The 24,571-nt window shown below is 51.2% G+C and carries 18 protein-coding genes and 1 pseudogene; 16 read left to right on the top strand and 3 right to left on the bottom strand.

Annotated elements, in window-relative coordinates:
- Positions 1–354 precede the first annotated feature (354 nt).
- From NST29_RS10685 to NST29_RS10670, 4 genes and pseudogenes are all read left to right on the top strand, one after another.
- Positions 355–1,860 (top strand): malate:quinone oxidoreductase, encoded by a 1,506-nt coding sequence (locus NST29_RS10685; RefSeq protein WP_033021282.1) that lies wholly within the window; start codon positions 355–357, stop codon positions 1,858–1,860.
- Positions 1,861–2,405: 545 nt separating this feature from the next.
- Positions 2,406–2,958: pseudogene (locus NST29_RS10680) on the top strand (UPF0236 family protein); the annotation flags it as partial.
- Between the two features lie 768 nt (positions 2,959–3,726).
- Positions 3,727–5,073, top strand: coding sequence for a glycosyltransferase (locus NST29_RS10675; RefSeq protein ID WP_033021279.1), 1,347 nt, complete (start codon positions 3,727–3,729; stop codon positions 5,071–5,073).
- A gap of 147 nt (positions 5,074–5,220) precedes the next feature.
- Positions 5,221–5,775 carry a YpiB family protein gene (locus tag NST29_RS10670; protein WP_033021277.1) on the top strand — a complete coding sequence of 185 codons (555 nt, stop codon included), beginning with the start codon at positions 5,221–5,223 and terminating at the stop codon, positions 5,773–5,775.
- A 118-nt stretch (positions 5,776–5,893) separates the two neighbouring features.
- Here the strand turns inward: NST29_RS10670 and NST29_RS10665 are convergent, their stop codons facing one another.
- Entirely contained in the window at positions 5,894–7,021 is a 1,128-nt protein-coding gene (locus NST29_RS10665) for an FAD-binding oxidoreductase (protein ID WP_033021276.1), read from the bottom strand.
- 396 nt (positions 7,022–7,417) lie between these two features.
- Entirely contained in the window at positions 7,418–8,260 is an 843-nt protein-coding gene (locus NST29_RS10660; protein ID WP_033021273.1) for an MBL fold metallo-hydrolase, read from the bottom strand.
- Between the two features lie 973 nt (positions 8,261–9,233).
- Between NST29_RS10660 and NST29_RS10655 the strand changes: the two genes are divergently transcribed.
- The 3 genes from NST29_RS10655 to NST29_RS10645 all read left to right on the top strand — a co-directional run bounded on the left by NST29_RS10655 (position 9,234) and on the right by NST29_RS10645 (position 11,047).
- Positions 9,234–9,551: a YbjQ family protein gene (locus NST29_RS10655; RefSeq protein ID WP_033021271.1), complete on the top strand. Its 318-nt coding sequence runs from the start codon at positions 9,234–9,236 to the stop codon at positions 9,549–9,551.
- A gap of 249 nt (positions 9,552–9,800) precedes the next feature.
- Positions 9,801–10,109, top strand: a complete 309-nt coding sequence (locus tag NST29_RS10650) for a metalloregulator ArsR/SmtB family transcription factor (RefSeq protein WP_033021268.1) — start codon at positions 9,801–9,803, stop codon at positions 10,107–10,109.
- Between the two features lie 14 nt (positions 10,110–10,123).
- Complete coding sequence (locus NST29_RS10645) at positions 10,124–11,047, top strand: cation diffusion facilitator family transporter (RefSeq protein WP_033021265.1); 924 nt, start codon at positions 10,124–10,126, stop codon at positions 11,045–11,047.
- Positions 11,048–11,186: 139 nt separating this feature from the next.
- On the opposite strand, the gene NST29_RS10640 is transcribed toward NST29_RS10645, so the two are convergent.
- Positions 11,187–12,065 (bottom strand): LysR family transcriptional regulator, encoded by an 879-nt coding sequence (locus NST29_RS10640; protein WP_033021264.1) that lies wholly within the window; start codon positions 12,063–12,065, stop codon positions 11,187–11,189.
- A 575-nt stretch (positions 12,066–12,640) separates the two neighbouring features.
- Between NST29_RS10640 and NST29_RS10635 the strand changes: the two genes are divergently transcribed.
- From NST29_RS10635 to NST29_RS10595, 9 genes are all read left to right on the top strand, one after another.
- Positions 12,641–14,470: an assimilatory sulfite reductase (NADPH) flavoprotein subunit gene (locus NST29_RS10635; RefSeq protein WP_033022694.1), complete on the top strand. Its 1,830-nt coding sequence runs from the start codon at positions 12,641–12,643 to the stop codon at positions 14,468–14,470.
- Between the two features lie 24 nt (positions 14,471–14,494).
- A complete protein-coding gene (gene cysI / locus NST29_RS10630; RefSeq protein ID WP_033022692.1) occupies positions 14,495–16,216 on the top strand; it encodes an assimilatory sulfite reductase (NADPH) hemoprotein subunit in 1,722 nt (573 codons plus the stop codon).
- A gap of 526 nt (positions 16,217–16,742) precedes the next feature.
- Positions 16,743–18,209, top strand: a complete 1,467-nt coding sequence (gucD, locus tag NST29_RS10625) for an alpha-ketoglutaric semialdehyde dehydrogenase GucD (protein WP_033022690.1) — start codon at positions 16,743–16,745, stop codon at positions 18,207–18,209.
- Positions 18,210–18,634: 425 nt separating this feature from the next.
- On the top strand, positions 18,635–19,582 hold the full coding sequence (locus NST29_RS10620) for an ABC transporter permease (RefSeq protein WP_033022688.1): 948 nt from the start codon (positions 18,635–18,637) through the stop codon (positions 19,580–19,582).
- Positions 19,575–20,525 (top strand): iron chelate uptake ABC transporter family permease subunit, encoded by a 951-nt coding sequence (locus NST29_RS10615; protein WP_033022685.1) that lies wholly within the window; start codon positions 19,575–19,577, stop codon positions 20,523–20,525. The genes NST29_RS10620 and NST29_RS10615 overlap by 8 nt, the downstream gene beginning before the upstream one ends.
- The gene (locus tag NST29_RS10610; RefSeq protein ID WP_033022683.1) at positions 20,519–21,274 is read left to right on the top strand and encodes an ABC transporter ATP-binding protein; all 756 of its coding nucleotides are present in this window, start codon (positions 20,519–20,521) and stop codon (positions 21,272–21,274) included. Before NST29_RS10615 ends, NST29_RS10610 begins: the two co-directional genes overlap by 7 nt.
- 2 nt (positions 21,275–21,276) lie before the next feature.
- Positions 21,277–21,588 (top strand): hypothetical protein, encoded by a 312-nt coding sequence (locus NST29_RS10605; RefSeq protein WP_033022681.1) that lies wholly within the window; start codon positions 21,277–21,279, stop codon positions 21,586–21,588.
- The gene (locus NST29_RS10600; protein WP_033022679.1) at positions 21,585–22,550 is read left to right on the top strand and encodes a siderophore ABC transporter substrate-binding protein; all 966 of its coding nucleotides are present in this window, start codon (positions 21,585–21,587) and stop codon (positions 22,548–22,550) included. Before NST29_RS10605 ends, NST29_RS10600 begins: the two co-directional genes overlap by 4 nt.
- A gap of 549 nt (positions 22,551–23,099) precedes the next feature.
- On the top strand, positions 23,100–24,533 hold the full coding sequence (locus tag NST29_RS10595) for a site-specific DNA-methyltransferase (RefSeq protein ID WP_033022678.1): 1,434 nt from the start codon (positions 23,100–23,102) through the stop codon (positions 24,531–24,533).
- The last annotated feature ends 38 nt before the right edge of the window (positions 24,534–24,571 follow it).

Raw genomic sequence — 24,571 nt, 5'->3', positions numbered from 1 at the left:
GCGGCATGGAGCCGTCTTTTTTGCTGCTATAAAATGATTTCGTTTGTTTTTCATCAGCCTTCTTGAAAAATTTCTGCGTTTTTTCTCGAGATGGTGGCGAAATATTCAACGATTTTGTAAAATTATTATGAAGGGCGATGTTGGGATGGCTGTGTTGATGTCATGAATATGCAACGGTACATTGAATTATATTAATATATTTTTGTTCAAATCAATAATAGTGACATACTATTAATCAATTGTGTTATAATAAATGTCGGAATCGCCCTCAAAAATAAAAGGGGTATCGGTGGAATCATTTCGAGCGATCGCTCGATGCTCTTTTACAACTATTCATGGATAGGGATGGTAATGATGGGCAACAAACAAGCAAAAACTGATGTGATCTTAATCGGCGCTGGCATTATGAGTGCGACATTGGGGACGCTGTTGAAGGAATTGGCGCCGGAGTGGGAGATCACGGTGTTTGAAAGGTTGGAAGAAGCCGGTGTGGAAAGCTCAAATGAGTGGAATAACGCTGGGACGGGGCATGCGGCGCTTTGTGAACTGAACTATACGGTGGAGAAGCCGGACGGGTCGATCGACATTAGCAAAGCCATTAAAATCAATGAACAGTTTTATGTTTCCTTACAGTTTTGGGCTCATTTGGTGAACAGCGGAGTGCTTCGCGATCCGAAAACGTTCATTCGCCCGCTGCCGCACATGAGCTTCGTGCAAGGCGCGGACAATGTGGCGTTTTTGAAAAAGCGGTATGAAACGATGGCGGCCAATCCGCTGTTTAAAGGCATGGAATTTTCCGATGACCCGAAAAAGCTGGCCGAATGGGTGCCGCTCATGATGGAAGATCGGACAGTGACGGAGCCGCTGGCGGCGACGCGAATTGAATCAGGGACGGATGTGAACTTTGGAGCGTTGACGCGTGAGCTGTTTGAACATTTAAAACGGAAAAACGTGGAGATTCATTACCGCCACCATGTGGAAGATATCAAACGGACAAGTGATGGTTTGTGGGAGCTGAAAGTGCGGAATTTAGACAGCGGCGTTGTCGAACGGCATGCAGCGAAGTTCGTTTTCATCGGGGCCGGGGGAGGCAGCCTTCACTTGTTGCAAAAGTCCGGCATTCCAGAAGGAAAAGGCATTGGCGGCTTTCCGGTCAGCGGGCTGTTTATGGTGTGCAACAACCCGGAAGTGGTGGAAAAGCATCACGCGAAAGTGTACGGCAAAGCGAAAGTCGGCGCGCCGCCGATGTCGGTTCCGCATTTGGACACACGGTTTATCGACAATCAGAAGATGTTGCTGTTCGGGCCGTTTGCCGGTTTTTCGCCGAAGTTTCTGAAAAACGGCTCGATGCTCGACCTGTTTACTTCGGTCAAGCCGCATAACGTGTTGACGATGATAGCGGCGGGCGTAAAAAATATGGCTTTGACGAGCTATTTGATCCAGCAAGTGCTGTTGTCCAAAGAACAGCGCATGCAAGAGCTGCGCGAATTTGTGCCGACCGCGCAAAGCGACGAGTGGGAGATCATCGTGGCCGGACAACGAGTGCAAGTGATCAAAGACACGGAATCCGGCGGCAAAGGGACATTGCAGTTCGGCACCGAGGTCGTCCATGCGGCTGACGGTTCGATCGCGGCGCTGCTTGGTGCATCGCCGGGCGCATCGACGGCGGTTCATGTCATGCTGGAAGTCATTGAAAAATGCTTCCCCGATCGGATGAGCGAGTGGGGGCGGAAAGTGAAGGAGATGATTCCTTCCTACGGCCAATCGCTGATGAACAATGAACCGCTGCTGCGGCAAGTGCAGGCGTCTACAGCCAAAGCACTTGAATTGAATCATCACAGTTTTGTTCAGGCAGGATAAGATTAAAGGATGGACAAGCTTAGGTGTTGACCGGCTCGGTCTTTTAAGGTCATTTCCGACAGAAATCTCTTGCCTCAAGGAATGTATAGGGCAACGCCCGATGTGTAGGAGATGAAGGGCGGTTGGTGATCGCCGACGGATGTGGTCATCTATTGGTAGAACGGACGCCTGCGGAGCGAAGGAAAGTACAAAGGGCTCTTGTGTGTGGCTGACCGTTCGGTGAACACGCAAAAGTCGCTTGAAGCCTTCCACCTCTAAGCGAAGCCTAGGTGGCGGGGAGTTCGCTTTTTTGGAAAAATTCCCCCTCGCCGCATGTGTGAGTAAAATATTTGTGGGTGACGTTCAGGAAGGATCCCTGATGAGGATTACGAACTTTTGTTCGCGACGCTCGTCGGGGCCACCAAGCAAAGCGCGGTAGGAAAAAAGCGAATTTCATGCAAAAAGGACTCTCTCCCTGCTATGATAGTGATTGTTGACACCAACCGAAAACAGGAGGGAGAGCGTCCATGAAACATCTTACCACACAATGGCCTTTATGAAAAGAGCTGGAGGAACCATTGTTGAGAACCCGTCAAAACGTGTTTGCCACCTTGTTGGCGTCCCTTTTGGAGGAAATCGATCAACAACTGGCGGAAGCCAGGGACAAGCGCCGCTATCAGCTGAAAGACAAACGGCCGACCACCCTCCAAACGCTGTTTGGAGACGTGACGTTCCGATGGAACTACTACTATGATCGGCAGGCAGGGGCGTATACCTTCTTGTTGGATGCCGAGCTGGGCTTTGATGGAGCCCAATCGATCCGTCCTTGCCTCGAGGAAACGGCGGTCGGCCTGCTGGGAGTATTTCGGAAAGCGGGCGTGCTTTCAGTTGGATCGGTTCCATGTGGCGCGGGAGCTTCGTCAGTGTCTGTCCGGCCACCCGCGTTGGCGGGAGGTGCGGAAGAAGCTGGCGAAGCAAGACGAGGAGGGGCTTCTCGTGGAGCTAAACAGTGCCATCGGTACGTTAGGGGACGAAGCCAGAGAAGAGTCGTTGGCCGAAATGATCCGCCGGATCGAGTCGATGCCGGGATGCATCCGGGACGATCGGGAGTGGCTGTCGGCGCGTCGGGATGGTTTATGAATGTAAAAAATGGGTATAAAAACCATATATAGATGAGGGATGAGAGTCCGAAATCGCTTACGATATCAATTCCTCAAAATGGTCTATCAACCGGTGATTGACAACGCCCGTAATAGACCAAAAAAATGTTCTCCACGAAGTCTTGACTGACTCTCGCCGCATTAAATGCTTGAAGCGAGAACGGGGTATATGGTAAACTGATCGGGTGATGATGAACTCCTCATATTAGCTAGAATAATAGAAAGACGAATCAGAAGATTTCAGGAGATTCGTAGCTGTTCAGTTAGATAAGGCGATTTTTGCAGGCAAAGAACGTGACAGGCGACAATCCCGTGAGTGGGGAAATAAAAAAACTCACTTTTGGCTTAGAAAGGGTGTTCCTCATGAATTGGGACGCCCTTATTTCATCAATTCTCAGGGGGCGGTAAAAAACCGCTGATTCGTTTCATCAATGGGAGAACGCATGAGAAGTAGGATCGATGCAACAAGGTTTTTCTAATTGAGAAATGACATGATAAACACGTATCGCGATTAAGTCACCAGCCTCTTAGAAGGCTGGTGAAAAACGGTTGTTTCTCTTGAGCGATGAGGATCGTTTGAAAGGCGATTCGGATACGAACATGGCTTTTCTATATTGAAAAAACGAGATTGATAAGCGTCTTGTTTCCTTAAAATCATCAGCTTTTTTCAGTGTTCGCTATTTTAACGCTTATAAAAGGTTGTAATTAGGGGGGGGGAAATATAAATATGAACATTCCGTTAAGTCCGCTTCAACCGCAACCACAGCGACAGAAGGAACGATACATTCCAGTGAAACATAAATTCCTTATTAGTCATGTGGTAGCTTGGTTATGGATGGGGATTAGTATTTATCTTTCTATTCCGTGGTTGAAAGATTTAAAGAATCTTATTGGCTTTCCGTTGGCTGTGGTGGTGATCACTGGATTGGCTTATATTCCAGGCTATTTGACCGCTTTTTTTGTCATCAGCTTGTTGCTGGATCGCCAACCACCTTTTAAAACCGAGGACCCAAAAAGGCCGGTAACCATTTTGATTGCCGCTCGAAATGAAGCGAAGCGCATCGCCAATACAATCGCTTATATTGCTAAGCAAGATTATAACGGTGATATCCACCTTCTTCTCGTCGATAATGATTCGTCGGATGGAACGGCTCAAGTGGCGAAAGAAGCAGCTGATCAGTGTCAATTGCCTATAGAGATTTTAGAAGAAAAAGAGCTTGGAAAGTTTCATGCCTTGAATCGCGGGCTTGCTCACGTCCGTACCGATTATGTGATCACTTTAGATGCCGATACATTGCTTCATCGATCTGCCGTCCGGTACTTGATTGCCAGAATGGAATCGGCCCCCGCGGATGTTTGTGCTGTAGCTGGCGCTGTGTTAGTGAGAAACAGCCGGGAGAATCTTTTGACCAAAATGCAAGAATGGGACTATTTTCTAGGGATTGCTTCCATTAAAAGGATGCAAGGATTGTATCAAGGGACTCTAGTTGCTCAAGGGGCGTATAGTTTGTATAAGGTGGAGTGCCTCCGAACTGTGGGAGGATGGCCAAATGCGATTGGGGAAGATATCGTTCTCTCTTGGCGCTTGTTGGAGAGAGGATGGAAAATTTATTTTGAGCCTCAGGCAGTGGCATTTACAGATGTTCCGTCGTCATGGCGCCATTTTTGTCGTCAGCGGGCGCGTTGGGCCCGGGGAATGATTGAAGCTTTAAAAGCTGTCAAACCGTGGCAGCAACCACAAGGGTTTGTCAAGTATTTAACTATGATCAATCTTGTTCTTCCCTATTTGGATGCGGTTTATACGTTATGTTGGCTTCCGGGATTTATTGCGGCTTGGTTCGGCTATTATTATATTGTTGGACCGATGACATTATGGGTAATTCCCCTCTCTTTGTTAGCGTACGGCGCGCTTTATCGATACCAACGATACGTGTTTCGTATGCTGGGTTTGCGGGTTCGCCGAAACCGTGTTGGATTTGTATTGTTTGTTCTTTGTTATCAAATGATTATGTCTCCAGTTTCATTTTTTGGATACTTGCAAGAATGGTTTCGGCTACAACGAATATGGAAATAATTTGATTTTGAATATATAAGTTGCCTTTTCGTTTTCCATGGGATTGTTCGTTCTTCTTGTCACCGTGCCTGCTTGTTAGGTGATAGAGGCGGGACATGGAGATCGAAACTACGTTCTAATTATAGCTGATCGAAAAGGGGTGGGGCGATGAGATGGGTGTCGCCGCTAGAAAAGCGCCGTTTTTTGACGTCGTTTTTGCAAACGCATCGGTTAAAGCATCCTGACGCCCGCTTTGTGCTTCGTTATTTGCTGCAGCACCCCCATTTGCTTGAGAATATGCATTTTACCGAAACGGACCAAAGGCAGGCGCGGTGGCTCGTTGTTTCCAGTGCAGCGGTCGAGGTCGAGGAGGAAGGGCTAGTCTTTTATCGGCGCGGCCAAAAAAGCACGAGCCTAGCGTCGATTATGGGCGATTTGGCGCTGCATCCAAATGAACCGCTCTATGTAACGCTTCACTTTCCGGGGAAGCTGCGAAACGTTTCTTATCTCCGATTGATTGACCATCAAGCGTTTGAAAATGTGAGGCGGCATGAACGCCATGAGAAAATGGCGAAAGCGGCAGGACAGGTGCTCGATGAGGCGTTGAAGCGCCATGAAGTCGCGCGTTTGAAGCTGCAAATCGATCAAGCGCTGGATCGCAAGGACATGGAGCTGTTTTATAAGCTGACAGAACAGCTGAAACAATACGAAGGGCAAAGCTGAATTTCGTCGCTTCGCTTTGCCCTGCGGTTTGTCGGCCGAAACGGTTGGCCGCGCTTCGGGCCGTGAGAGCACGAGCAGATCAAGCGCCGGCAGATCGGCATGTTCCTGATCAAACCGGTCAGGGACGGCTCGGCACGATGGCGGTCGACACTTCGTAGTCGTTCGGGTCGAGTTCGGTCGGCAGGCCGAGAACAAGTTTGGCCAGTTCCTTGCCGACATAAGGGCCGACGGTGAGGCCTGACGAGCCTAGTCCGTTGCCGATATACAGTCCAGATAGCCCCGGAAGCGCCCCAAAGACGGGGAGAAAGCCCGGTGTGCGCGGTCGGAATCCGACTCGTGTCTCGACATAAGTAAACGTGGAGAGGCCTGGTGCAAGCGCAAGCGCTTGGTTCAACAATTCGTGCATTCCTCCGGCCGTAGGGCGGGCGTCCCATCCTGCCTCGTCTTCGTGCGTCGTTCCGATCACCATTCGCCCTTTTGGGAAAGCGAGCATATAGTGATGGTTCGGCGGCATGACCACCGGCCACTCGGAAGTGTCCTGATTCGGATGTTCCAAGTGGATCAGCTGCCCTTTTTGCGGAGTGACGAGCAGCTCGATGCCGAGAGGGCGAAGCAGCTCGCAGGCCCACACGCCGGCTGTGACGATGACGGCTTCAGCCGCATAGGTCGTACCGTCAGCGTCGACGCCAATGATGCGTGCCCCTTGATGGAGCAGGCGAGCGTTGGCGCGGACGTGGACGGCGCCGAGCTTGCGGGCCGCGTTGATGAGCGCGTCGCGCAATGCCCGGCCGTTGACGCGGGCAGCTCCGCTGACATAAATCGCATCGAATGTTTCGGCTAACGGTGGAAACAGCCTTTTCGCCTCGTTCGGCCCAAGTCGCACGATGTCCCCGATTTCTGGTGCTTCTTCGCGCCGTTTGCGCGCGCGCTCCGCCATCTGTTCCAGCTTTTGTTCATCGGTATGCAAGCAGAGGGCACCGACACGAGCATAACCGGTTTCTGTTTCCCCATAAGATTGCAGCTCTTCGATAAGGGAAGGGTAAAACGCCGCCCCATTTTTCGCTAGCCGATACCATTTTTGGTTGCGGCGCTGCGACAGCCAAGGGCAGACGATCCCCGCCGCCGCATCGGTCGCTTGTCCTTTGTCATGGCGGTCGATGATCGTGACCGCCGCCCCTTCTTTGGCTAAGTGGTAAGCCGTCGCCGCCCCTAAAATACCAGCTCCGACAACAACGTACGATCCCATATCCACACCTTTTCTTTTTTGGCTCATCACCCCAACAAGGACTTGCCAGACGGTACCTTTCTTTGAACAAGTGTATGCAAAAAATCGTTTCTTTCTTGGCTACATAAGTAAGGTACGTGATGAAAAATCAAGTCCAGCTTTTGGTGAAGAGCCTCTTTTTTCTACTAGCATATCATACGCCGGGCGAACGGAGAAGCCAGAGGCGCAGCTCTGGTTTGCGACCGTGGGCATAGGAGGTAGCGGTCATATCGGTGCGAGCGGGTCGGTCTGTTTTCTAAAAAAGGAAAAAGGGCAGCGGGGAGCTGCCCTAAAAGGTTGGTGAAAAACCGCTGTTTGCCTTGACGTTGTTTTTCGCCAGCCTTCTCAGCGTTTAACGGCGGCAAGCAAGGGGCGGCTTCAGCTGGCCTGCTGCTTCGCTTGGTAGTGCCGAATGACGGAACGGATGATATGGAGCGAGTCCCACTCTCCGCCGGAAAAAAAGACGATCGGATATTTTTTCGGAAACAGGAGCGCTTGCATTTGTTTGGGCGGCATTCCGTTTTTGTACAGGTCGATGATCGTATCCTGTAGTTCAAGCAAGTAGTCGAGCTTCCGCTGCAGCGCCTCACGCCCGTTCGGAAGGTAGCCGGCGTGGGCGCAGAAGACGTCGCCGAAGTCGTGCGCCAACACGCGTTGCAACGAGGCGATGATCGTCGGGATGTCTTCTTCGCGCAGGATGACTTTCGTTTTCTCTTGGCAGTATAAGTCGCCGCTAAACAGCTGGCCCGTTTCGCGATTCAAAAAGACGACATGGTCCACGGCATGGCCCGGTGTCGGAATCACCTCCCATGTGGCGTTTCGCGAGGAAAACACAGCGCCGATGGGCTCGGCGGCAAACGGGTCGCGCTTTCCCCAAAAGATTTTCCGATACAGCGGATAATCCGCCTTTTGTCGGCAATACTCGATCATCGGTTCATTCATATAGATGGGCAATCCCATCGTTTGTTGCAAAAACGCCGCACAACCGGTATGGTCTTCATGGTAATGGGTGATGACGACTTGATCGATGTCGTGCTGCTGAAAAAACGAGGCGAACTCGCTTTCCATCGATTTGGCTCCGGTATCAATGAGAACGCCGTCTGCGATGAAGCAGCGGACCGTAAGCCGAACGCCTTGAAACGAAGCGGTCGCTTTGGCGATGTGCACGTTGTTGACCGTTTCGGCTTCAAATCGTTTTTTGATGATTTTATGGATCCACATGGCGAGCGTTCCTCCCTTTGTGTGCAGATACTGCCACCATTATACCACAAAGAATGAATATTCATTCATTTTTTCGTTGTTGAATGCGCCGATGCTTGAGGAGAGCGGTGGGTAAGAAAAAGTCGGCGGCTCCGGATTCGATCAGATCCGTTTTCCGTTCCTGTCGGGCGCCCCGGGCAGAGCGAAAAGGCGTTTCCCTTGCCTTTTAGAAGGCTGGTGAAAAACATCGGTTTCCTTTGGGCGGTGAAAAAAGTGTGCACTGTTGCAAGGCTTTTCTATTTGAAAAACGATGCTGGGAAACGGTTGCGCGAGTAAATCACCGCCCCTTTAGGATGGGAGGGGATACATGATCAATCAAGTAGTCGGTGATCTTGGTGTTTTTCACCTGTCTTTTAGGATGGGGCGCAACGACAAAAGAAAGCCTGCTATCGTTAAGCTTACTCCAATGGCGACTTGGTGAGTATCCCTTCTTTTGAGGGGATTGTGCATCTGTTCAAAAGAAACCGCCCGGAAAAAGGACGGGGTCACGATTTTTCAAATCATCCAGCCTTCTAGAACCGTCACTTCTATGAATGGCCTAAAAGGCTGGTGAAAAACGGTTGTTTCTTTTGAGCAATGGGGGATCGTTTGAAATGTGATCGTGATGCGACGAGGCTTTTCTATTTGAGAAACGGGCTTGATCAGCAGCTTGCCCGCTTAAATCAACGGTCTCCTAAACCGCTGGCGGTTGGCTCGTCAATATGGTAAAATGATGTAAACCACCGTTAGTTGGGCTGTTGTCTCTCAACAAATGGATGGTTGGTGTTTGTTTGCGGGAGGTGAGGACCGATGAAAACGATGTGGCAAGCGTTTATGTTTTCAGCCGTCGCTCATATGATGTATTTCGATCGTGCTCCATATGTATAAAGCGGCTCGGCAATAAAGGAACAGCAACGAATCAAACTGTTTATGAGCGAGCGGGAGGGGATTGCTTGTGATTGTGACAACGACCAGTACCATTCAAGGAAAAGAAATCGAGGAATACTTAGGCATTGTCGCGGGAGAGGTCATTTTGGGCGCCAATGTCGTTCGCGATTTTCTTGCCAGCATTACCGATATTATCGGCGGGCGAAGCGGAACGTATGAAAGCAAGTTGGCCGAAGGGCGGGAGATGGCGATCAAGGAGATGGTCAATCAGGCGAGAAGCCTTGGTGCCAACGCTGTGATCGGGGTGGATCTCGACTTTGAAACACTGCGCGATGGCATGATGATGTGCATTGCCACGGGGACGGCGGTGCGGCTGAAACCGTAATGGGCGAGAGAGCATCGCAAAAGGGGAGATCGCTTGTTCTACACATCTTTCCGGTTCGTTCTATATGTTGTGTCTATGTGGAAGGCAGGCCGACTTTTGGGTCAGGCCTCTTTTTGTTTGGCTGCTATGGTGGAAATGTCAGTTAGTGGCGGTTTGTAGCGAGGCAAATGAGTTGACAATGAAAAAAAGGTCGGTTATGATTCATATATATGAACAAATGCTCATATATTAAAATATGGGGGAACAGCCATGAACGCAGAGGATCATTCGTTTTTAGATCCACGTGTAATTGAGGAAGTGGCACAGATTTTTAAAGCGTTAGCCGATCCGACACGGATCAAAATTTTGTATTTGCTTTCCCAGGAAGAATGCCATGTTGGCCATATGGCGGAAGTGCTCGGCATGTCGCAATCGGCGGTTTCCCATCAGTTGGCGCTGCTGCGGACGTTGCGGCTTGTCAAATATCGCCGTGAGGGGAAAATGTTGGTGTACTCGTGCGATGACGAACATGTCATTTCGTTGCTCAAGCAGGCGGTTGATCACGCTCAACATTCATGAGGGGGAGAGAATGGATGCATCATCATGCGCATGGCCATTGCGATCACCATCACGGGCATCATCAAAGCAGAGAGGGCAATCAAAAAGGGTTAGCGATCGCCTTTAGCGTAACGGTCGGGATTATGGTGCTCGAGTTTGTCGGCGGGCTTGTGACGAACAGCTTGGCTCTTCTTTCCGATTCGGGGCATATGCTGAGTGATGCGGCTTCGCTTCTATTAAGCTTGGTGGCGGTGTGGCTGGCATCGAGGCCTGTGTCGCCAAAGAGAACGTATGGATTTTACCGGTTTGAGATTTTAGCGGCGCTCGTAAACGGGGTCACGTTAGTGATCATTGCGATTTGGATTATTTGGGAAGCAATAGAACGATTAGTACACCCACCTGAAGTCGAGAGTGGAACAATGATGATCGTGGCCGCTGTCGGGTTGGTGGCCAATCTCGTCAGCGCGTGGGTGTTGTTGCGCCAAGGAGACGTCAAAGAAAACGTCAATGTCCGCAGCGCGTATCTTCATGTCCTCGGTGATGCGCTAGGTTCGGTCGGCGCGATCGCGGCGGGGCTTGTCATGTGGCTGTTTGGCTGGTATGCGGCCGATCCGCTCATTTCCATCTTGGTCGCCGTTTTGATTTTGCGAGGGGCCTTCGCCGTCGTTCGGCAGACGGTGCACATTTTAATGGAAGGAACGCCTGTGGCTATTGATCAAGCAGAAGTCAAAGCGGCGCTTTCCGGCATTGACGGGGTGGCCGATGTCCATGATTTGCATATTTGGACGATCACTTCCGGACTCGATTCGTTAAGCTGCCACTTGCTTATTGAAGATGGCTGCGATGCGCAGGCGATTTTGCAGCAGGCGATTGATTTAGTGGAAACCCGTTTTCACATTCGCCATGCGACCATTCAAATCGAAATGCCGCACATCCGCCATAGCGAAATGGAAGTGTAAAGGGCGGGCCGTTTGTGGCTCCGCCCTCTCTTGGTTGCCCGGCATATGTCTGCTGCCTTAGGCGGCCGTGAACCGTTGATCCGATGGAGGCGATGGGAGGTGCCCGAGACGGAGGCCGTGCGGAAAACGCCTTCGTCGTTTAACGGTTTTGCAATCTGTCAAGAAAAATGCGCACGGTTTGTTTGTTTTCCATCACCGGAGAATAGATGTAGGAAAACATCCGGTAAAACGGCGGGTGCTTCAAGCGGATGACTGACAGATGGCCGTGCTCGATGTCGCGGGCGACGACGCTGCGCGACAGCAAGGACAGGGCGTTGCCGTTGATTAACATCTCTTTGATGCCTTGGTTGCTGCTGATGATCATGAGTGATTTCACCTTTAATCCGTTGGAACGGATGAAGTGGTTGAAATATTCCCTTGTCCCCGACCCGACTTCGCGCGCCACCCATGCTTCATTTTGTAAATCGGTGATCGCCACTTCCTCTTTTTGTGCCAATTCGTGGCGGTTGGAAGCGACGATGACAAGTTCGTCCTGCATGAACGGATGAACGGACAGCTCTTTTTCGTTCGTTTGCCCTTCGATCAAGCCGATATCCACTTGGTACGAGCGGACGAGTTCGACGATTTCTTTTGTGTTGCCGATCATTACCTCAAGTTCGAGTTCCGGGTAGCGCTGTTGGAAGTCGAGCAAAAACGGCGGCAAAATATATTCTCCAATCGTAAAGCTGGCGCCGATTTTTAATTCGCCTTTTACCGAGTGGTGATGCTCTAAAATATCTTGTTTCGTCTGTTCATAAAGCGCCATCATTTGTTTGGCGCGGTCATACAGAAGTTCACCGGTCGGCGTCATTCGCAGCTGCTTCGGGGAACGGATGAACAGTTTCGTTTGAAACTCTTTTTCCAAGTTTTTAATATGCAAGCTGACACTCGGCTGGGAAAGGTGGAGAATCTCGGCTGTTTTTGTGAAATTTTTCACTTCTGCCAGCGTAATGAACGTTTTTAGTTCATCGTAGTACATCAGTGATTCCTCCATCTGCGGTTGAATCGGGCTATCGGCTTCCTGCCCTATTTGGGTGGAACGGCTTTTGTGCCGACTGTCGCTGGCTACCACCGGCCATGAGGATCCAAGCCCCATTTCGCAATTAGAGAAACTTAGCGGTACCGGTGCGGCGTATTGATTGACGGAAACCACTGTTTTTCACTCGCCTGCTAGGCGAGTTTGGACGTTCATGGCTGGGAGGCGAACACCGTTCGATCAAGGGGTGTTCACGGCTGGGAAGCAAGCGTCGTTCTTAATCATCATGGCCGCGGAGCGAGCGTTGTGTAATCATGGATGTGCTAGGTGCGGAAAAAGTTTCCTTTTCAAACAGCAGGCTGGCGCTTTTTTTGGTTGGATTTATTAGAAATATTAATCATGTTAATAATTTATATTTATTTTACTAATGTTCTGTTTTAGGGTAAAGTGTAAATATGATGTATATTTAAAGTATACTTATTTTATAGGAATAATGGATATTTGGCGCTGGTGCTTGAATAGGAGGCGACCATGCCGCCATCGTTCCATGCGACTTTTCGATTGAGGGGTGGACACCGTTGCAGCTGCAAGTAACCAACAGTCCGTTTACTCAGGAGCAAATCGAGCTTCTGAACCGTTTGTTGCCGACGCTGACGCCGTCGCAAAAGCTTTGGCTGAGCGGGTATTTGGCCGCGGCCGAGGCGGCGGTCACCGTGTTGGACGCCAATGCACCGGCGCTGTTTGCCGGAGGCGGCAAGCCGGTTTCGAAAGAAGTGACCGTTCTTTACGGCTCGCAAACCGGCAACGCGCAAAAGTTGGCGGAAAAAGCGGGCAAGGCGCTCAAGGAGCGCGGCTTTGAGGCGAAAGTGTCGTCGATGCTTGAGTTTAAGCCGAACGAATTAAAGAAAGTGGAGACGCTGCTCATTGTCGTGAGCACACACGGGGAAGGCGATCCGCCGGACAACGCGGTGTCGTTTTACGAATTCCTCCACAGCAAACGGGCGCCAAAACTGGATCATCTCCGTTTCTCCGTCCTTGCGCTCGGCGATACGTCGTACGAGCAGTTTTGCCAGACGGGGAAAGATTTCGACAAGCGGCTCGAGGAGCTGGGCGGAACGCGGTTTTATCCGCGCGTCGATTGCGATGTCGATTACGAGGAAGCGGCGGCGAAATGGCTTGACGGCGTGCTTGGCGAGTTGAGCAAAGAGGCAAACGCCAGCGGTGGGGCAACTCCGCTTTTGTCGGCGGTGGCTGCGGCCCCGAAAGCGGAGCCGGCCGTCGTCTATTCGCGGAAAAATCCGTTCCCGGCCGAGGTGTTGGAAAACATCAACTTAAACGGCCGCGGGTCGAATAAAGAAACGCGCCATCTCGAATTGTCGCTGGAAGGATCGGGCTTGAAATATGAGCCGGGCGATGCGCTTGGCATTTTCCCGAAAAACGATCCAGAGCTTGTCGACCTCATCATCCAAGAAATGAAATGGAATCCGGAAGAAACGGTGACGATCGATAAAGATGGCGAAGTGCGGTCGCTGAAAGAAGCGCTCACGTCCCATTTTGAAATCACCGTTTTGACGAAAGCGCTGCTGCAAAAACTGGCGCCGCTGTCAAAAAACAGCGCGCTTCAAGAGCTTGTGGCGCCGGGCAATGAGGCGAAGCTGAAAGAATACGCCAAAGGCCGCGACTTGCTCGATGCCTTGCGCGATTTCGGTCCGTGGGACGCTGCGCCGCAACAACTCATTTCCATCCTGCGGAAAATGCCGCCGCGCCTGTATTCGATCGCGAGCAGCTTAGCCGCGTATCCGGACGAGGTGCATTTGACGATCGGGGCGGTTCGCTATCAGTCTTACGGCCGCCTGCGCAAAGGGGTATGCTCAACCTTTTGCGCCGAGCGCGTCCCAATCGGCGACACCTTGCCGGTCTTTGTGCAGCCGAACCCGAATTTTAAGCTGCCGAAGGATCCGGACACGCCGATCATCATGATTGGTTCAGGAACTGGGGTGGCGCCGTTCCGCGCCTTTATGCAAGAGCGCGAAGCGACAGGTGTGAGCGGAAAATCGTGGCTGTTCTTTGGCGACCAACATTTTATGACCGATTTCTTGTACCAGACGGAATGGCTCGCGTGGCTGAAAAGCGGCGTGCTGACCAAAATGGATGTCGCCTTCTCGCGCGATACGGAGAAAAAAGTGTACGTCCAGCACCGGATGCTCGAACGAAGCAAGGAGCTGTTCGGCTGGCTTGAGGAAGGCGCCGTCGTCTACGTATGCGGCGACAAGCAGCACATGGCGCGCGACGTCCATCAGACGCTCATCGATATTATTGAAAAAGAAGGCGGTATGAGCCGCGAACAGGCAGAAGCGTATGTCACTGAGATGCAAAAGCAAAAACGGTACCAACGCGATGTCTATTAATCGAAAAAAGGAGTGGGAAGGAAAATGGCGAAAGTCATCTTAACGGCGCCGGACGGACCGCCAAGCGATGTCGAGCGCATCAAGCAGGAAAGCCGTTATTTGCGCGGCACGCTCGCTGAAACGATGGAAGACCCGCTCAGCGCGGGCATTCCCGATGATGACAACCGGCTGATGAAGTTCCACGGCAGCTACTTGCAAGACGACCGGGATGTCCGCACCGAGCGGCAAAAACAAAAGCTTGAGCCGGCGTATCAGTTTATGATTCGCGTCCGCACGCCGGGTGGGGTGGCGACGCCGGAGCAGTGGCTGGTCATGGATGAAATCGCCCGCAAATACGCCAACGGCACGTTGAAACTGACGACGCGTCAAGCGTTTCAATTGCATGGCGTCTTGAAATGGAACGTGAAAAAGACGATGCAAGCCATCAACAGCGCTTTGATGACGACGCTTGCCGCTTGCGGCGACGTCAATCGGAACGTGATGTGCAACCCGAACCCGTACCAATCGGAAGTGCACGCGGAAGTGTACGAATGGGCGAAGCTGATCAGCGACCATTTGTTGCCGCGGACACGGGCGTATTATGAAATTTGGCTGGATGATGAAAAAGTGGCGGGGACGCCTTCAGTCGACGGCGAGGAAGAACCGATTTACGGCTCGACCTATTTGCCGCGGAAATTTAAAATCGGCATCGCCGTTCCGCCGTCGAACGATGTCGATGTGTTCTCGCAAGACATTGGGTTCATCGCGATTGTCGAGGACGGCAAGCTCGCCGGGTTTAACGTTGCCATCGGCGGCGGCATGGGGATGACCCACGGCGACAAAACAACCTATCCGCAGCTCGCCAAAGTGATCGGCTTCTGCCGTCCGGATCAAGTCGTGAACGTGGCGGAAAAAATTATGACCGTGCAGCGCGACTACGGCAACCGCTCGTCACGCAAACACGCCCGCTTCAAATACACGATCGACCGGCTTGGTTTGGAAGCGGTCAAAGAGGAAATTGAGCGCCGGTTGGGCTGGAAGTTTGAGGAAGCGCGTCCATACCATTTTGAACATAGCGGCGACCGCTACGGCTGGGTTGAGGGCGTCAACGGAACGTGGCATTTCACCCTCTTTGTCGAAGGCGGCCGCGTCAAAGATTACGACGATTACAAGCTGATGACCGGCTTGCGCGAAATCGCCACCGTTCATACCGGCGATTTTCGGCTGACGCCGAACCAAAATTTAGTCATCGCCAATGTGACGAGCGAGAAAAAACCGGAGATCGAGGCGCTGATCGCCAAGTACGGCTTGACCGACGGACGCCGGTACACCGCCTTGCGCCGCAACGCGCTCGCCTGTGTCGCCCTGCCGACATGCGGTTTGGCGATGGCGGAAGCGGAGCGATACTTGCCGAAACTGCTCGATAAAATTGAGGAAATCATCGATGAAAACGGCTTGCGCGACGAAGAAATCACGATCCGCATGACCGGCTGTCCGAACGGCTGCGCCCGCCACGTGCTCGCTGAAATCGCCTTCGTCGGCAAAGCGGTCGGCAAATACAACATGTACCTCGGCGCCGCCTTCAACGGCACGCGCCTTGGCAAACTGTACCGCGAAAACATCGGCGAAGAAGACATTTTGCGCGAACTGCGCGTCCTTTTGTCCCGCTACGCGAAAGAGCGGCTTGACGGCGAACGTTTTGGCGACTTCGTCATTCGCGCCGGTATTGTTAAAGAAGTGACGGATGGGACGAATTTCCATGATTAAGATGATGCAGATTCATTTTGGCCGGGGCAGACCTAAAAAGTTGTCTGTCTTCAAGATCAGCATTCAGTGCACATATAGCGATGGAAGAAGGTGTCCCGATCCTTTTGGGGCACCTTCTGTTTTTCTGTAAACATCACCCGTCGATGAGCCGTGATATTCATGCTGGGGCGAGGAGCAACATTTCCTCATGGATGTTTTTGTCGCCAACGCGCGATGATTGGCCGTCTTGCTGCTATATCGTCTGATAAATCGGAATTTACGAAACATTAGAACTGTAGTAGTATAGTAGTAAAGCGATAGGTTGTTTGCGACGGCGCAGTCAAACATTGTTTCGAAGAAGGCTGGCCGTTGTGATGATGTTCACAGAAAAGCTCCATGGGCAGCGCGATTTGCCCTCCACCCGGGGATGAAAATCCCGCGTCAGTTCGGCATTTTCACGGAAAAGATCCATGGGCAGTGATCTGCCCTCCACCCGGGGATGAAAATCCGCGTCAGGCCTGCATTTTCACAGAAAGGAGAATGGATCATGACGGCAGGAACGGCAAGACAAACGTATTTGAATTACATTAACGGCCAATGGACCCCTTCATCCACAAGCCAAACCGAACCGAGCATTAGCCCAGCCAATACCTACGATATTGTTGGCTATGTGCAGCAATCCGGCATCGAGGACTTGAACGCCGCGGTCGAAGCGGCGGGACGAGCGCAACCGGTATGGCGGAAATTGTCCGGCCCAAAACGCGGGGAGTATTTGTTCCGCGCAGCTGACGTTCTTGAGCAACGGCTTGATGAGATTGCGGAAACGGTGACAAGGGAGATGGGGAAAACACTCCCCGAAGCGAAAGGGGAGGTGCAGCGAGGAGTAAATATTTTGCGCTACTACGCTGGAGAAGGAATGCGGTCCATCGGCGAGGTCATTCCTTCTACGGACAGCGAGGCGCTCATGTTGACAACCCGCGTGCCGCTTGGAGTGGTCGGCGTGATCACGCCGTGGAACTTTCCGGTCGCCATTCCGATTTGGAAAATTGCTCCCGCTATCATCTATGGAAATACAGTGGTGTTTAAGCCGGCCCAGGAAACGGCGGTCACGGCGGCCAAAATCGTGGAGTGCTTGGACGAAGCGGGATTGCCGGCCGGGGTCGTCAACTTGGTGATGGGGAAAGGGTCGGTGATCGGCAACGCCATGGCCGAACATCCGTATATTCACGCGATCACCTTCACCGGTTCCAATGACGTCGGCAAAATGATCGCCCAAAAAGCGGTGGCCAGAGGGGCAAAGTATCAGCTGGAAATGGGCGGAAAAAACCCGATCATTGTGCTTGAGGACGCTGACCTTGACCGCGCAGTCGAAGCGACGATTAGCGGCGGGCTGCGTTCGACGGGGCAAAAATGTACAGCGACAAGCCGCGTTTTTGTGCAAAGCGCTATATACGAACCGTTTAAACGGCGGTTGTTGGCAAGGATCAAGGAACTGACCATCGGCAATGGACTCGCGGACGGCGTTTGGATGGGGCCGTGCGCCAGCCAGAAGCAGTTGGAGACGGTGCTTTCTTATATCGAAAAAGGAATCGAAGAAGGGGCGACATTGCTTTGTGGCGGCCGCCGCTTGGACGACGGGGAGTTCGGTACCGGTTTTTATGTGGAGCCGACGGTGTTTGAGAACGTATCCCCGAACATGACGATCGCCCGTGAGGAAATTTTTGGGCCGGTGCTCGCCTTAATCAAAGTGGAGACGTTTGAGGAAGCATTGGCGTTAGCCAATGACACGCCGTTTGGATTGAGCGCCTCAATTTTCACTCAAAACATCGGAAAAATGTTGACGTTTATCCAAGATATTGAAGCCGGGCTCGTTCGCATCAATGAAGAAAGTGCAGGAGTTGAACTGCAAGCGCCGTTTGGCGGCATGAAGCAGTCGAGCTCCCATTCGCGGGAACAAGGGCGGGCGGCCATTGAGTTTTTCACGGCGATCAAGACGGTGTTTGTCAAAGGATAAGACGTTGATGAAAGTGCGCTGCCGGTTAGGCAGGGCGCTTTTTTTGTGCGAGGGAGAAAAGGGGAAAGGGATCTCGTTTTTGTTGGTCGATGAAAAAAGGACAAGAAATTGATGAAAAAGTGATGAAAAACATTGACAATGATAATTTTTATCAATTAAAATATGAAATGTGAAAATGATAATCTTTCTCTTTGAGAAATTGCCAAGAAAATTGGCAGAAGGCGGCGATAGACGTAAGCAGGAGGGAGTTGATTTGAAAAGCATACAGAGTTGACGGGAGAGGCCGATTGTCATAGCAGCGCCGCCTGCTTGGAAACAAACTCTCTATTAATAAAGACGATCACTATATCCTGATTGTTTTGGGAAAATGGTTCATCCCGTCCCGTTGGGGGTATGGGGCAGAATGGAAAACGAGATGAGGAAAAATGAAAAAGTGGATATTGTTGCTTGTTGTCCTATCCATGGGTTCGCTGTTTGTCGGCGTTCATGATTTATCGCCCAGCGCGCTGCTTTCCGGTGACCAGGCGGCTTGGGAAATTTTCTTGATTAGCCGCTTGCCTCGGCTGATCAGCATTCTTCTTGCCGGGTCAAGCGTCAGCATTTGCGGCTTGATTATGCAGCAGTTGAGCCAAAACAAATTCGTGTCGCCGACAACCGCGGGAACGATGGATTGGGCGCGGCTCGGCTTGCTGGTGTCCATGATTTTGTTCGCTTCGGCGGCTCCGCTGGTCAAAGCCGCTATAGCTGTTGTGTTTGCGTTTGTCGGAACGCTGCTGTTCATGACGATGTTAGATCGCATCAAATATAAAGATTCCGTGTTCATACCGCTTGTCGGTTTGATGTTCGGCAACATCATCGGTTCAGTGACGATGTTTTTGGCCTATAGGTACGATTTGATTCAATCGCTTTCCGCTTGGCTGCACGGCGACTTTTCCGTGATGATGGAGGGGCGCTACGAGACGTTGTATGTAAGCGTCCCGCTGATGGGTCTTGCCTATGCATACGCCAATCGTTTTACGATCGCGGGAATGGGAGAGGAGATGGCAACGAATTTAGGGCTTCGCTATCGATCGGTTGTGTATGCGGGGCTGCTCATTGTCGCGGTCGTTTCAGCGATTGAAGTGCTGACGGTGGGGACGCTGCCGTTTTTGGGCTTGGTCGTTCCGAATCTTGTAACGATGTATTACGGTGATCATTTGCGCAAAGTGTTGCCGCTGACAGCGGTGTTTGGCGCGCTGTTTGTGTTGCTTTGTGATGTATTGGGGCGCGTGGTCATCTATCCGTATGAAATTCCGATTGGGTTGACGGTCGGGGTGATAGGGAGCGGCATTTTTCTATATTTGCTGGCAAGGAGAACAAAGCGGTATGTCTAAGCGGATGAAAGTAGCGGTGCTTGTCGTTTTGGTTCTTGTACTAGCCGTTTTGTTTTTGTTTACGCATTTGCGCGGCGATCTTGAATATGTGTTGCGTTCGCGCGGTGAAAAAATCATGGCGATGGTGTTTGTCGGTTGGGCAGGGGCAGTGTCGACCGTTTTATTTCAAACGATGACGCACAACCGAATCTTAACGCCGAGCATCATCGGCTTGGACGCGGTTTACATGCTGGTGCAAACCGTTGTTGTGTTTTTTTTCGGTTCGACGACGTTAACGATGATGAGCGACACGTCTCACTTTCTTTTTTCAGCCGGCACAATGATGGGGTTTTCGGTCTTGTTGTATTCTTTCTTATTTCGTCGAGAGGGGCAAAACCTCTATTTCATCTTGCTTGTCGGGATGATTCTCGGTACGTTTATGCAGAGTGTGACGTCGTTTTTGCAATATTTGATTGATCCGAATGAGTTTTCCATCATTCAAGACCGAATGTTTGCGAGCATCAACAATATGAAAACCGATTTGCTTTGGCCGGCTGGATGGTGCATTGCCGCTGCCACGGCCTATACATATCGCCACCTTCATGAGCTGGATGTGTTATCGCTAGGCAAAGACCACGCCATCAATTTGGGGGTGGACTATGAACGGATCGTCAAGCGATTGTTGATGGTGGTGGCTCTGCTTGTCTCAATTTCAACAGCGCTTGTCGGGCCCATCATGTTTTTCGGACTGATCGTCGCCAATCTTGCGTATGCGTTTTTTCAAACGTATGAGCATCGGTATTTGCTGGCGGGAGCGGGGCTGTTTGGCATCGCTGCCCTGATTGGTGGTCAGCTGATCGTCGAGAGAGTGTTTGTGTTTTCGACGCCATTGTCTGTCATCGTCAATATAGTCGGGGGCGCGTATTTTCTGTACCTCTTGATAAAGGAGCGAAAGGCATGGTAGAGGTGAAACAAGTGACAAAGCGGTACGGTGGAAAGACGGTCGTCGATCGCGTATCTTTAACCGTTCCGCCTCGGCAATTAACGTCGCTCATCGGACCGAACGGAGCGGGGAAAAGCACGCTCCTTGCCATGATGAGCCGCTTGATTTCAAAAGATGACGGAGAAATCTGGGTTGAGGGAAAAGAAATCAGTTGCTATCGAACAGAAGAGTTAGCGAAAAAAATTTCCATTTTAAAGCAGTCCAATCATATCGCTGCCCGGCTGACGGTCAACGAATTGGTGTCGTTCGGCCGCTTTCCATACTCGCGCGGCCGTTTGACGCGCGAAGATCGGAACTATGTGCGCGAAGCGATTCGCTATATGGAATTGGAAGAGTTGCAAAACCGGTATATTGATGAGCTGAGCGGCGGACAGCGTCAGCGGGCCTATATCGCCATGGTGTTGGCACAAGATACAGATTACATTTTTTTGGACGAACCGTTGAACAATTTGGATATGAAACATGCGGTGCAAATGATGAAAGTGTTGCGCCAGCTGGTCGATGAGCTCAACAAAACGATTGTCGTTGTGATGCACGATATCAATTTTGCTTCCTGTTATTCCGATCATATGGTCGCTTTAAAAGATGGCACGGTCATCTGCGAAGGAGATGTCTCATCGATCATGCGCAATGAGGTTCTTCACCGTATTTACGATTTGGATGTGCGCGTGCAAACGATAGAGAATAGACGCATCTGTGTGTATTTTTAAGGTTGGCGATTACGGCGGCGCAAATGGGCCTGCCGGGAATAGCCGCATCTGTCTGTAGTTTTAAGAGACTGGTGAAAACCAACCGATCGCTCGATCGCTGGAAATCACAAAAAATGATGACATTTCAAGGGGTTTTGATTGGAAACACCATGCGGGAGACTGGCGAAGCGCATGGATACACTCCTATTCCAGTAACGTACAACAGGTTGATCCGGCTTTCCTTGGAACATTGGCAAGAAAGGGCGCCCCTTGCCGTGGGAAAAGAAAGCCGTCAACATATACAGAACATTGTTGAAGGGGGTAAGAGCCAATGAAGCAGCGTTGGCTGATGCTAGTTGTAGCCTTGCTTGTCGTCATGTTGGCCGCATGCGGAAACGGCCAAACAAAGAGCGAAAGTAGCGGCACGAGCGGAAAGAATAACGAAAAGAAAACGGAACAGGCAGAAGAAATGACGATCAAGCACCAGCTTGGAGAAGCGAAAGTGAAGAAAAATCCTGAAAAAGTGGTTGTCTTTGATTTCGGGGTGTTGGACACATTAGATAAGCTCGGTGTCAAAGTGACCGCCTTGCCGCAGATGAACGTTCCGAAATACTTGGAAAAATACAAAAGCAATGAGTATCAAAACGTGGGAAGTTTGATGGAGCCAGATTTTGAGAAGTTAAGCGAAATAAAGCCTGATGTTATTTTTATTTCCGGGCGGCAGGCCAATTTGTATGACAAGTTCAAAGAAATAGGTCCTACCGTGTACATGGGCATTGACACTCAGCATTATTGGGATTCGTTCACAAACAATATGAAGCTAATCGGACAAATATTCGGCAAAGAAAAAAAAGTGGATGAGGAATTAGCAAACATCGAGAAACAAGTCGAAGAAGTGAAGGCGAAAGCGGGAGATAAGAAAGCGTTGATTATTCTAACGACAGGAGGAAAAGTAAGCGCGTATGGAACGGGATCACGGTTTGGTCTCATTCATGATGTGCTCGGCGTCCCGGCCGCGGATCCGAATTTGAAAGTAACGAATCCGCACGGACAAAGTGTGTCGTTTGAATACATTGCCGAAAAAAATCCAGATTACTTGTTTGTCATTGACCGCGATGCCGTTGTTGAAGGAAAGCCGACAGCCAAGCAAACCATTGAGAACGCGCTTGTGAAAAAGACGAAGGCATATCAAAACGGACAGATCGTGTATTTGGATCCGAACTATTGGTATCTGTCAGGAGGCGGATTGACGTCCGTATCCGAGATGGTCAAGCAGGTGGAAGAAGGGTTGAAATGAGAACAGGCGGGCCGCAACAGCCCGCCTTCCTTCATAAAATGGCCTGTTTTACTACGATGCCGGTGATTTAAGGGAGCAGGTCGCTTCAGCTAGAAGACGTGTACGATGTCGCCAACGGGATGGCTGCATCGACCATGTTTCCCAAGGTGCGTTTTTCCGTGAAGGAGATTTTTGCGTTTTTGTCGTTGGACAGTTGACGTTTTTGGTCAATCATACAAGTTGACATAACCACATTTTATTTTTCAAAGGGGTGGAAGGGGTGTGCAAAATGGCCTCTTGCCACCTTGGAAAATCAATGGTAAAATGAAGGTGCTCTTGAAAGGGGAAGGCCTCGTTTAGAGGATTGAAACATCTCCGTTGCCATAAAAATCATAAAGGAATAATATAGCTTGAAAGAGGAAGGCCTCGTTTAGAGGATTCTACCCCCGCTTCCGTTCGCAGGAGGCGGGGTTGTTTTTCGGCTAGAAATGGAGGCAGGAAAACCGTTTGCCATGGCGAAATAATGGAAACACGAGCACTTTTTCGCGGACATGGGGGAGGGGGCGTGCGATGGCAAACGGCAGCAGGAGAGCGAAAAAAGCAGCGAGGGCGCGGCTTGAGTTGGTTAAAGAGCTTTTTCCGGAGGCGGTGACGGGCGAAGCGATCGACTGGGAGCGGCTGAAAAAGGCGCTTGGCTGCCAGGCGGAGGACGAAGTGTATGAGTTCACGTGGCCAGGAAAAGCGGAGGCGAAGCGGTTGGCGGAGGCGCCCGCTGCGGGAGTGCTGCAGCTGGACCGGGAAAAAAGCAAGAGGTGGGAGACGACAAGCAATTGGTACATTGAAGGGGATAATTTGGAAGCGTTAAAGCTTTTGCGCCCCTCGCATGAAGGAAAAGTGCAGATGATTTACATTGATCCGCCGTATAATACAGGAAAAGCGTTGATGTACAAAGACAATTGGCGCAAGCGAAAACGTGCCGCTTCAGGTTTAGGACGGGAAGAGGCGCGTGCCCATGCCGGCTGGCTCAACATGATGTATCCTCGCCTTTGGGCGGCGAAGGCGTTGTTGGCTGAAACAGGGGCGATTTTTATCTCTATTGATGATACGGAGCAGGCGAATTTGAAAAAGGTGTGCGATGAAATTTTCGGTGAGCGGAATTTCGTTGCGACGTTCATTTGGCAGCGGGCGTTTTCGCCGGTGAATATGAACAAATTCGCCTCGCGCAATCATGATTTCATTTTATGTTACGCGAAAGATATCGACCGCCTCGCTTGGTACGGCTTGCCGCGCCATCCGGAAGCGGACGGGCGGTATGCCAACCCGGACAATGACCCGCGCGGTCCGTGGACGTCCGGTGATTTATCGGTCGGCCCGCTGATTCCGGAAAAAATTTATGACATCGTGACCCCAAGCGGCCGGATTGTTTCGCCGCCCCACGGGTATTGTTGGCGGGTGACGAAAGAGCGCTTTGCCGAGTTGGCGGCGGACAACCGCATTTGGTTTGGTAAAGACGGCAACGGGGTGCCGCGCTTAAAGCGGTTTTTGCGCGAGGTGAAACCGACGATGACACCGCTCACGATCTGGACGCATGATGAGGTGTCCCACTCGCAGGAGGCGAAAAAGGAGCTGAAGGAGCTGTTTAACGGGGTGGCGGTGATGGATTACCCGAAGCCCGTCAAGCTGATTCAGCGTATGATCGCACTGACGACGAAGAACGATGATGTCATCCTCGACTTTTTTTCCGGCTCGGCGACAACGGCCCATGCGGTCATGCAGCAAAACGCCGAAGACGGCGGCCGGCGGTCGTTTATTATGGTGCAGCTTCCTGAACGGCTGGCGGAAACGTCAGCGGCATATCGGGCTGGGTTTCGGACGATTTGCGACATCGGTCGTGAGCGCATTCGCCGTGCGGGGGAGAAAATCGTTTATGAAACGGGGAAGACGGAGTTGGATATCGGTTTTCAAGTGTTTCGGATCGAACGGAACAATCAGCCCGCTCGCTAGGCGAACGGGCTGGTTCCTTGACTACGTGAATGAAAGAC

The sequence above is a fragment of the Geobacillus sp. FSL W8-0026 genome (genome assembly GCF_037966255.1).
In the GTDB taxonomy this organism is placed as follows: Bacteria; Bacillota; Bacilli; order Bacillales; family Anoxybacillaceae; genus Geobacillus; species Geobacillus icigianus.
The sequence above is the reverse complement of the archived record's forward strand: the minus strand, read 5'-3'. Positions and strand labels throughout refer to the sequence as shown.

What these genes read in the sequence shown, in the direction of transcription:
- gucD (WP_033022690.1), top strand. Translation starts at nt 16,743, where the DNA reads ATGACGGCAGGAACGGCAAGACAAACGTATTTGAATTACATTAACGGC.
- NST29_RS10660 (WP_033021273.1), bottom strand. Translation starts at nt 8,260, where the DNA reads ATGTGGATCCATAAAATCATCAAAAAACGATTTGAAGCCGAAACGGTC.
- NST29_RS10640 (WP_033021264.1), bottom strand. Translation starts at nt 12,065, where the DNA reads ATGTACTACGATGAACTAAAAACGTTCATTACGCTGGCAGAAGTGAAA.
- NST29_RS10600 (WP_033022679.1), top strand. Translation starts at nt 21,585, where the DNA reads ATGAAGCAGCGTTGGCTGATGCTAGTTGTAGCCTTGCTTGTCGTCATG.
- cysI (WP_033022692.1), top strand. Translation starts at nt 14,495, where the DNA reads ATGGCGAAAGTCATCTTAACGGCGCCGGACGGACCGCCAAGCGATGTC.
- NST29_RS10610 (WP_033022683.1), top strand. Translation starts at nt 20,519, where the DNA reads ATGGTAGAGGTGAAACAAGTGACAAAGCGGTACGGTGGAAAGACGGTC.
- NST29_RS10615 (WP_033022685.1), top strand. Translation starts at nt 19,575, where the DNA reads ATGTCTAAGCGGATGAAAGTAGCGGTGCTTGTCGTTTTGGTTCTTGTA.
- NST29_RS10665 (WP_033021276.1), bottom strand. Translation starts at nt 7,021, where the DNA reads ATGGGATCGTACGTTGTTGTCGGAGCTGGTATTTTAGGGGCGGCGACG.
- NST29_RS10595 (WP_033022678.1), top strand. Translation starts at nt 23,100, where the DNA reads ATGGCAAACGGCAGCAGGAGAGCGAAAAAAGCAGCGAGGGCGCGGCTT.
- NST29_RS10685 (WP_033021282.1), top strand. Translation starts at nt 355, where the DNA reads ATGGGCAACAAACAAGCAAAAACTGATGTGATCTTAATCGGCGCTGGC.
- NST29_RS10620 (WP_033022688.1), top strand. Translation starts at nt 18,635, where the DNA reads ATGAAAAAGTGGATATTGTTGCTTGTTGTCCTATCCATGGGTTCGCTG.
- NST29_RS10670 (WP_033021277.1), top strand. Translation starts at nt 5,221, where the DNA reads ATGAGATGGGTGTCGCCGCTAGAAAAGCGCCGTTTTTTGACGTCGTTT.
- NST29_RS10650 (WP_033021268.1), top strand. Translation starts at nt 9,801, where the DNA reads ATGAACGCAGAGGATCATTCGTTTTTAGATCCACGTGTAATTGAGGAA.
- NST29_RS10645 (WP_033021265.1), top strand. Translation starts at nt 10,124, where the DNA reads ATGCATCATCATGCGCATGGCCATTGCGATCACCATCACGGGCATCAT.
- NST29_RS10675 (WP_033021279.1), top strand. Translation starts at nt 3,727, where the DNA reads ATGAACATTCCGTTAAGTCCGCTTCAACCGCAACCACAGCGACAGAAG.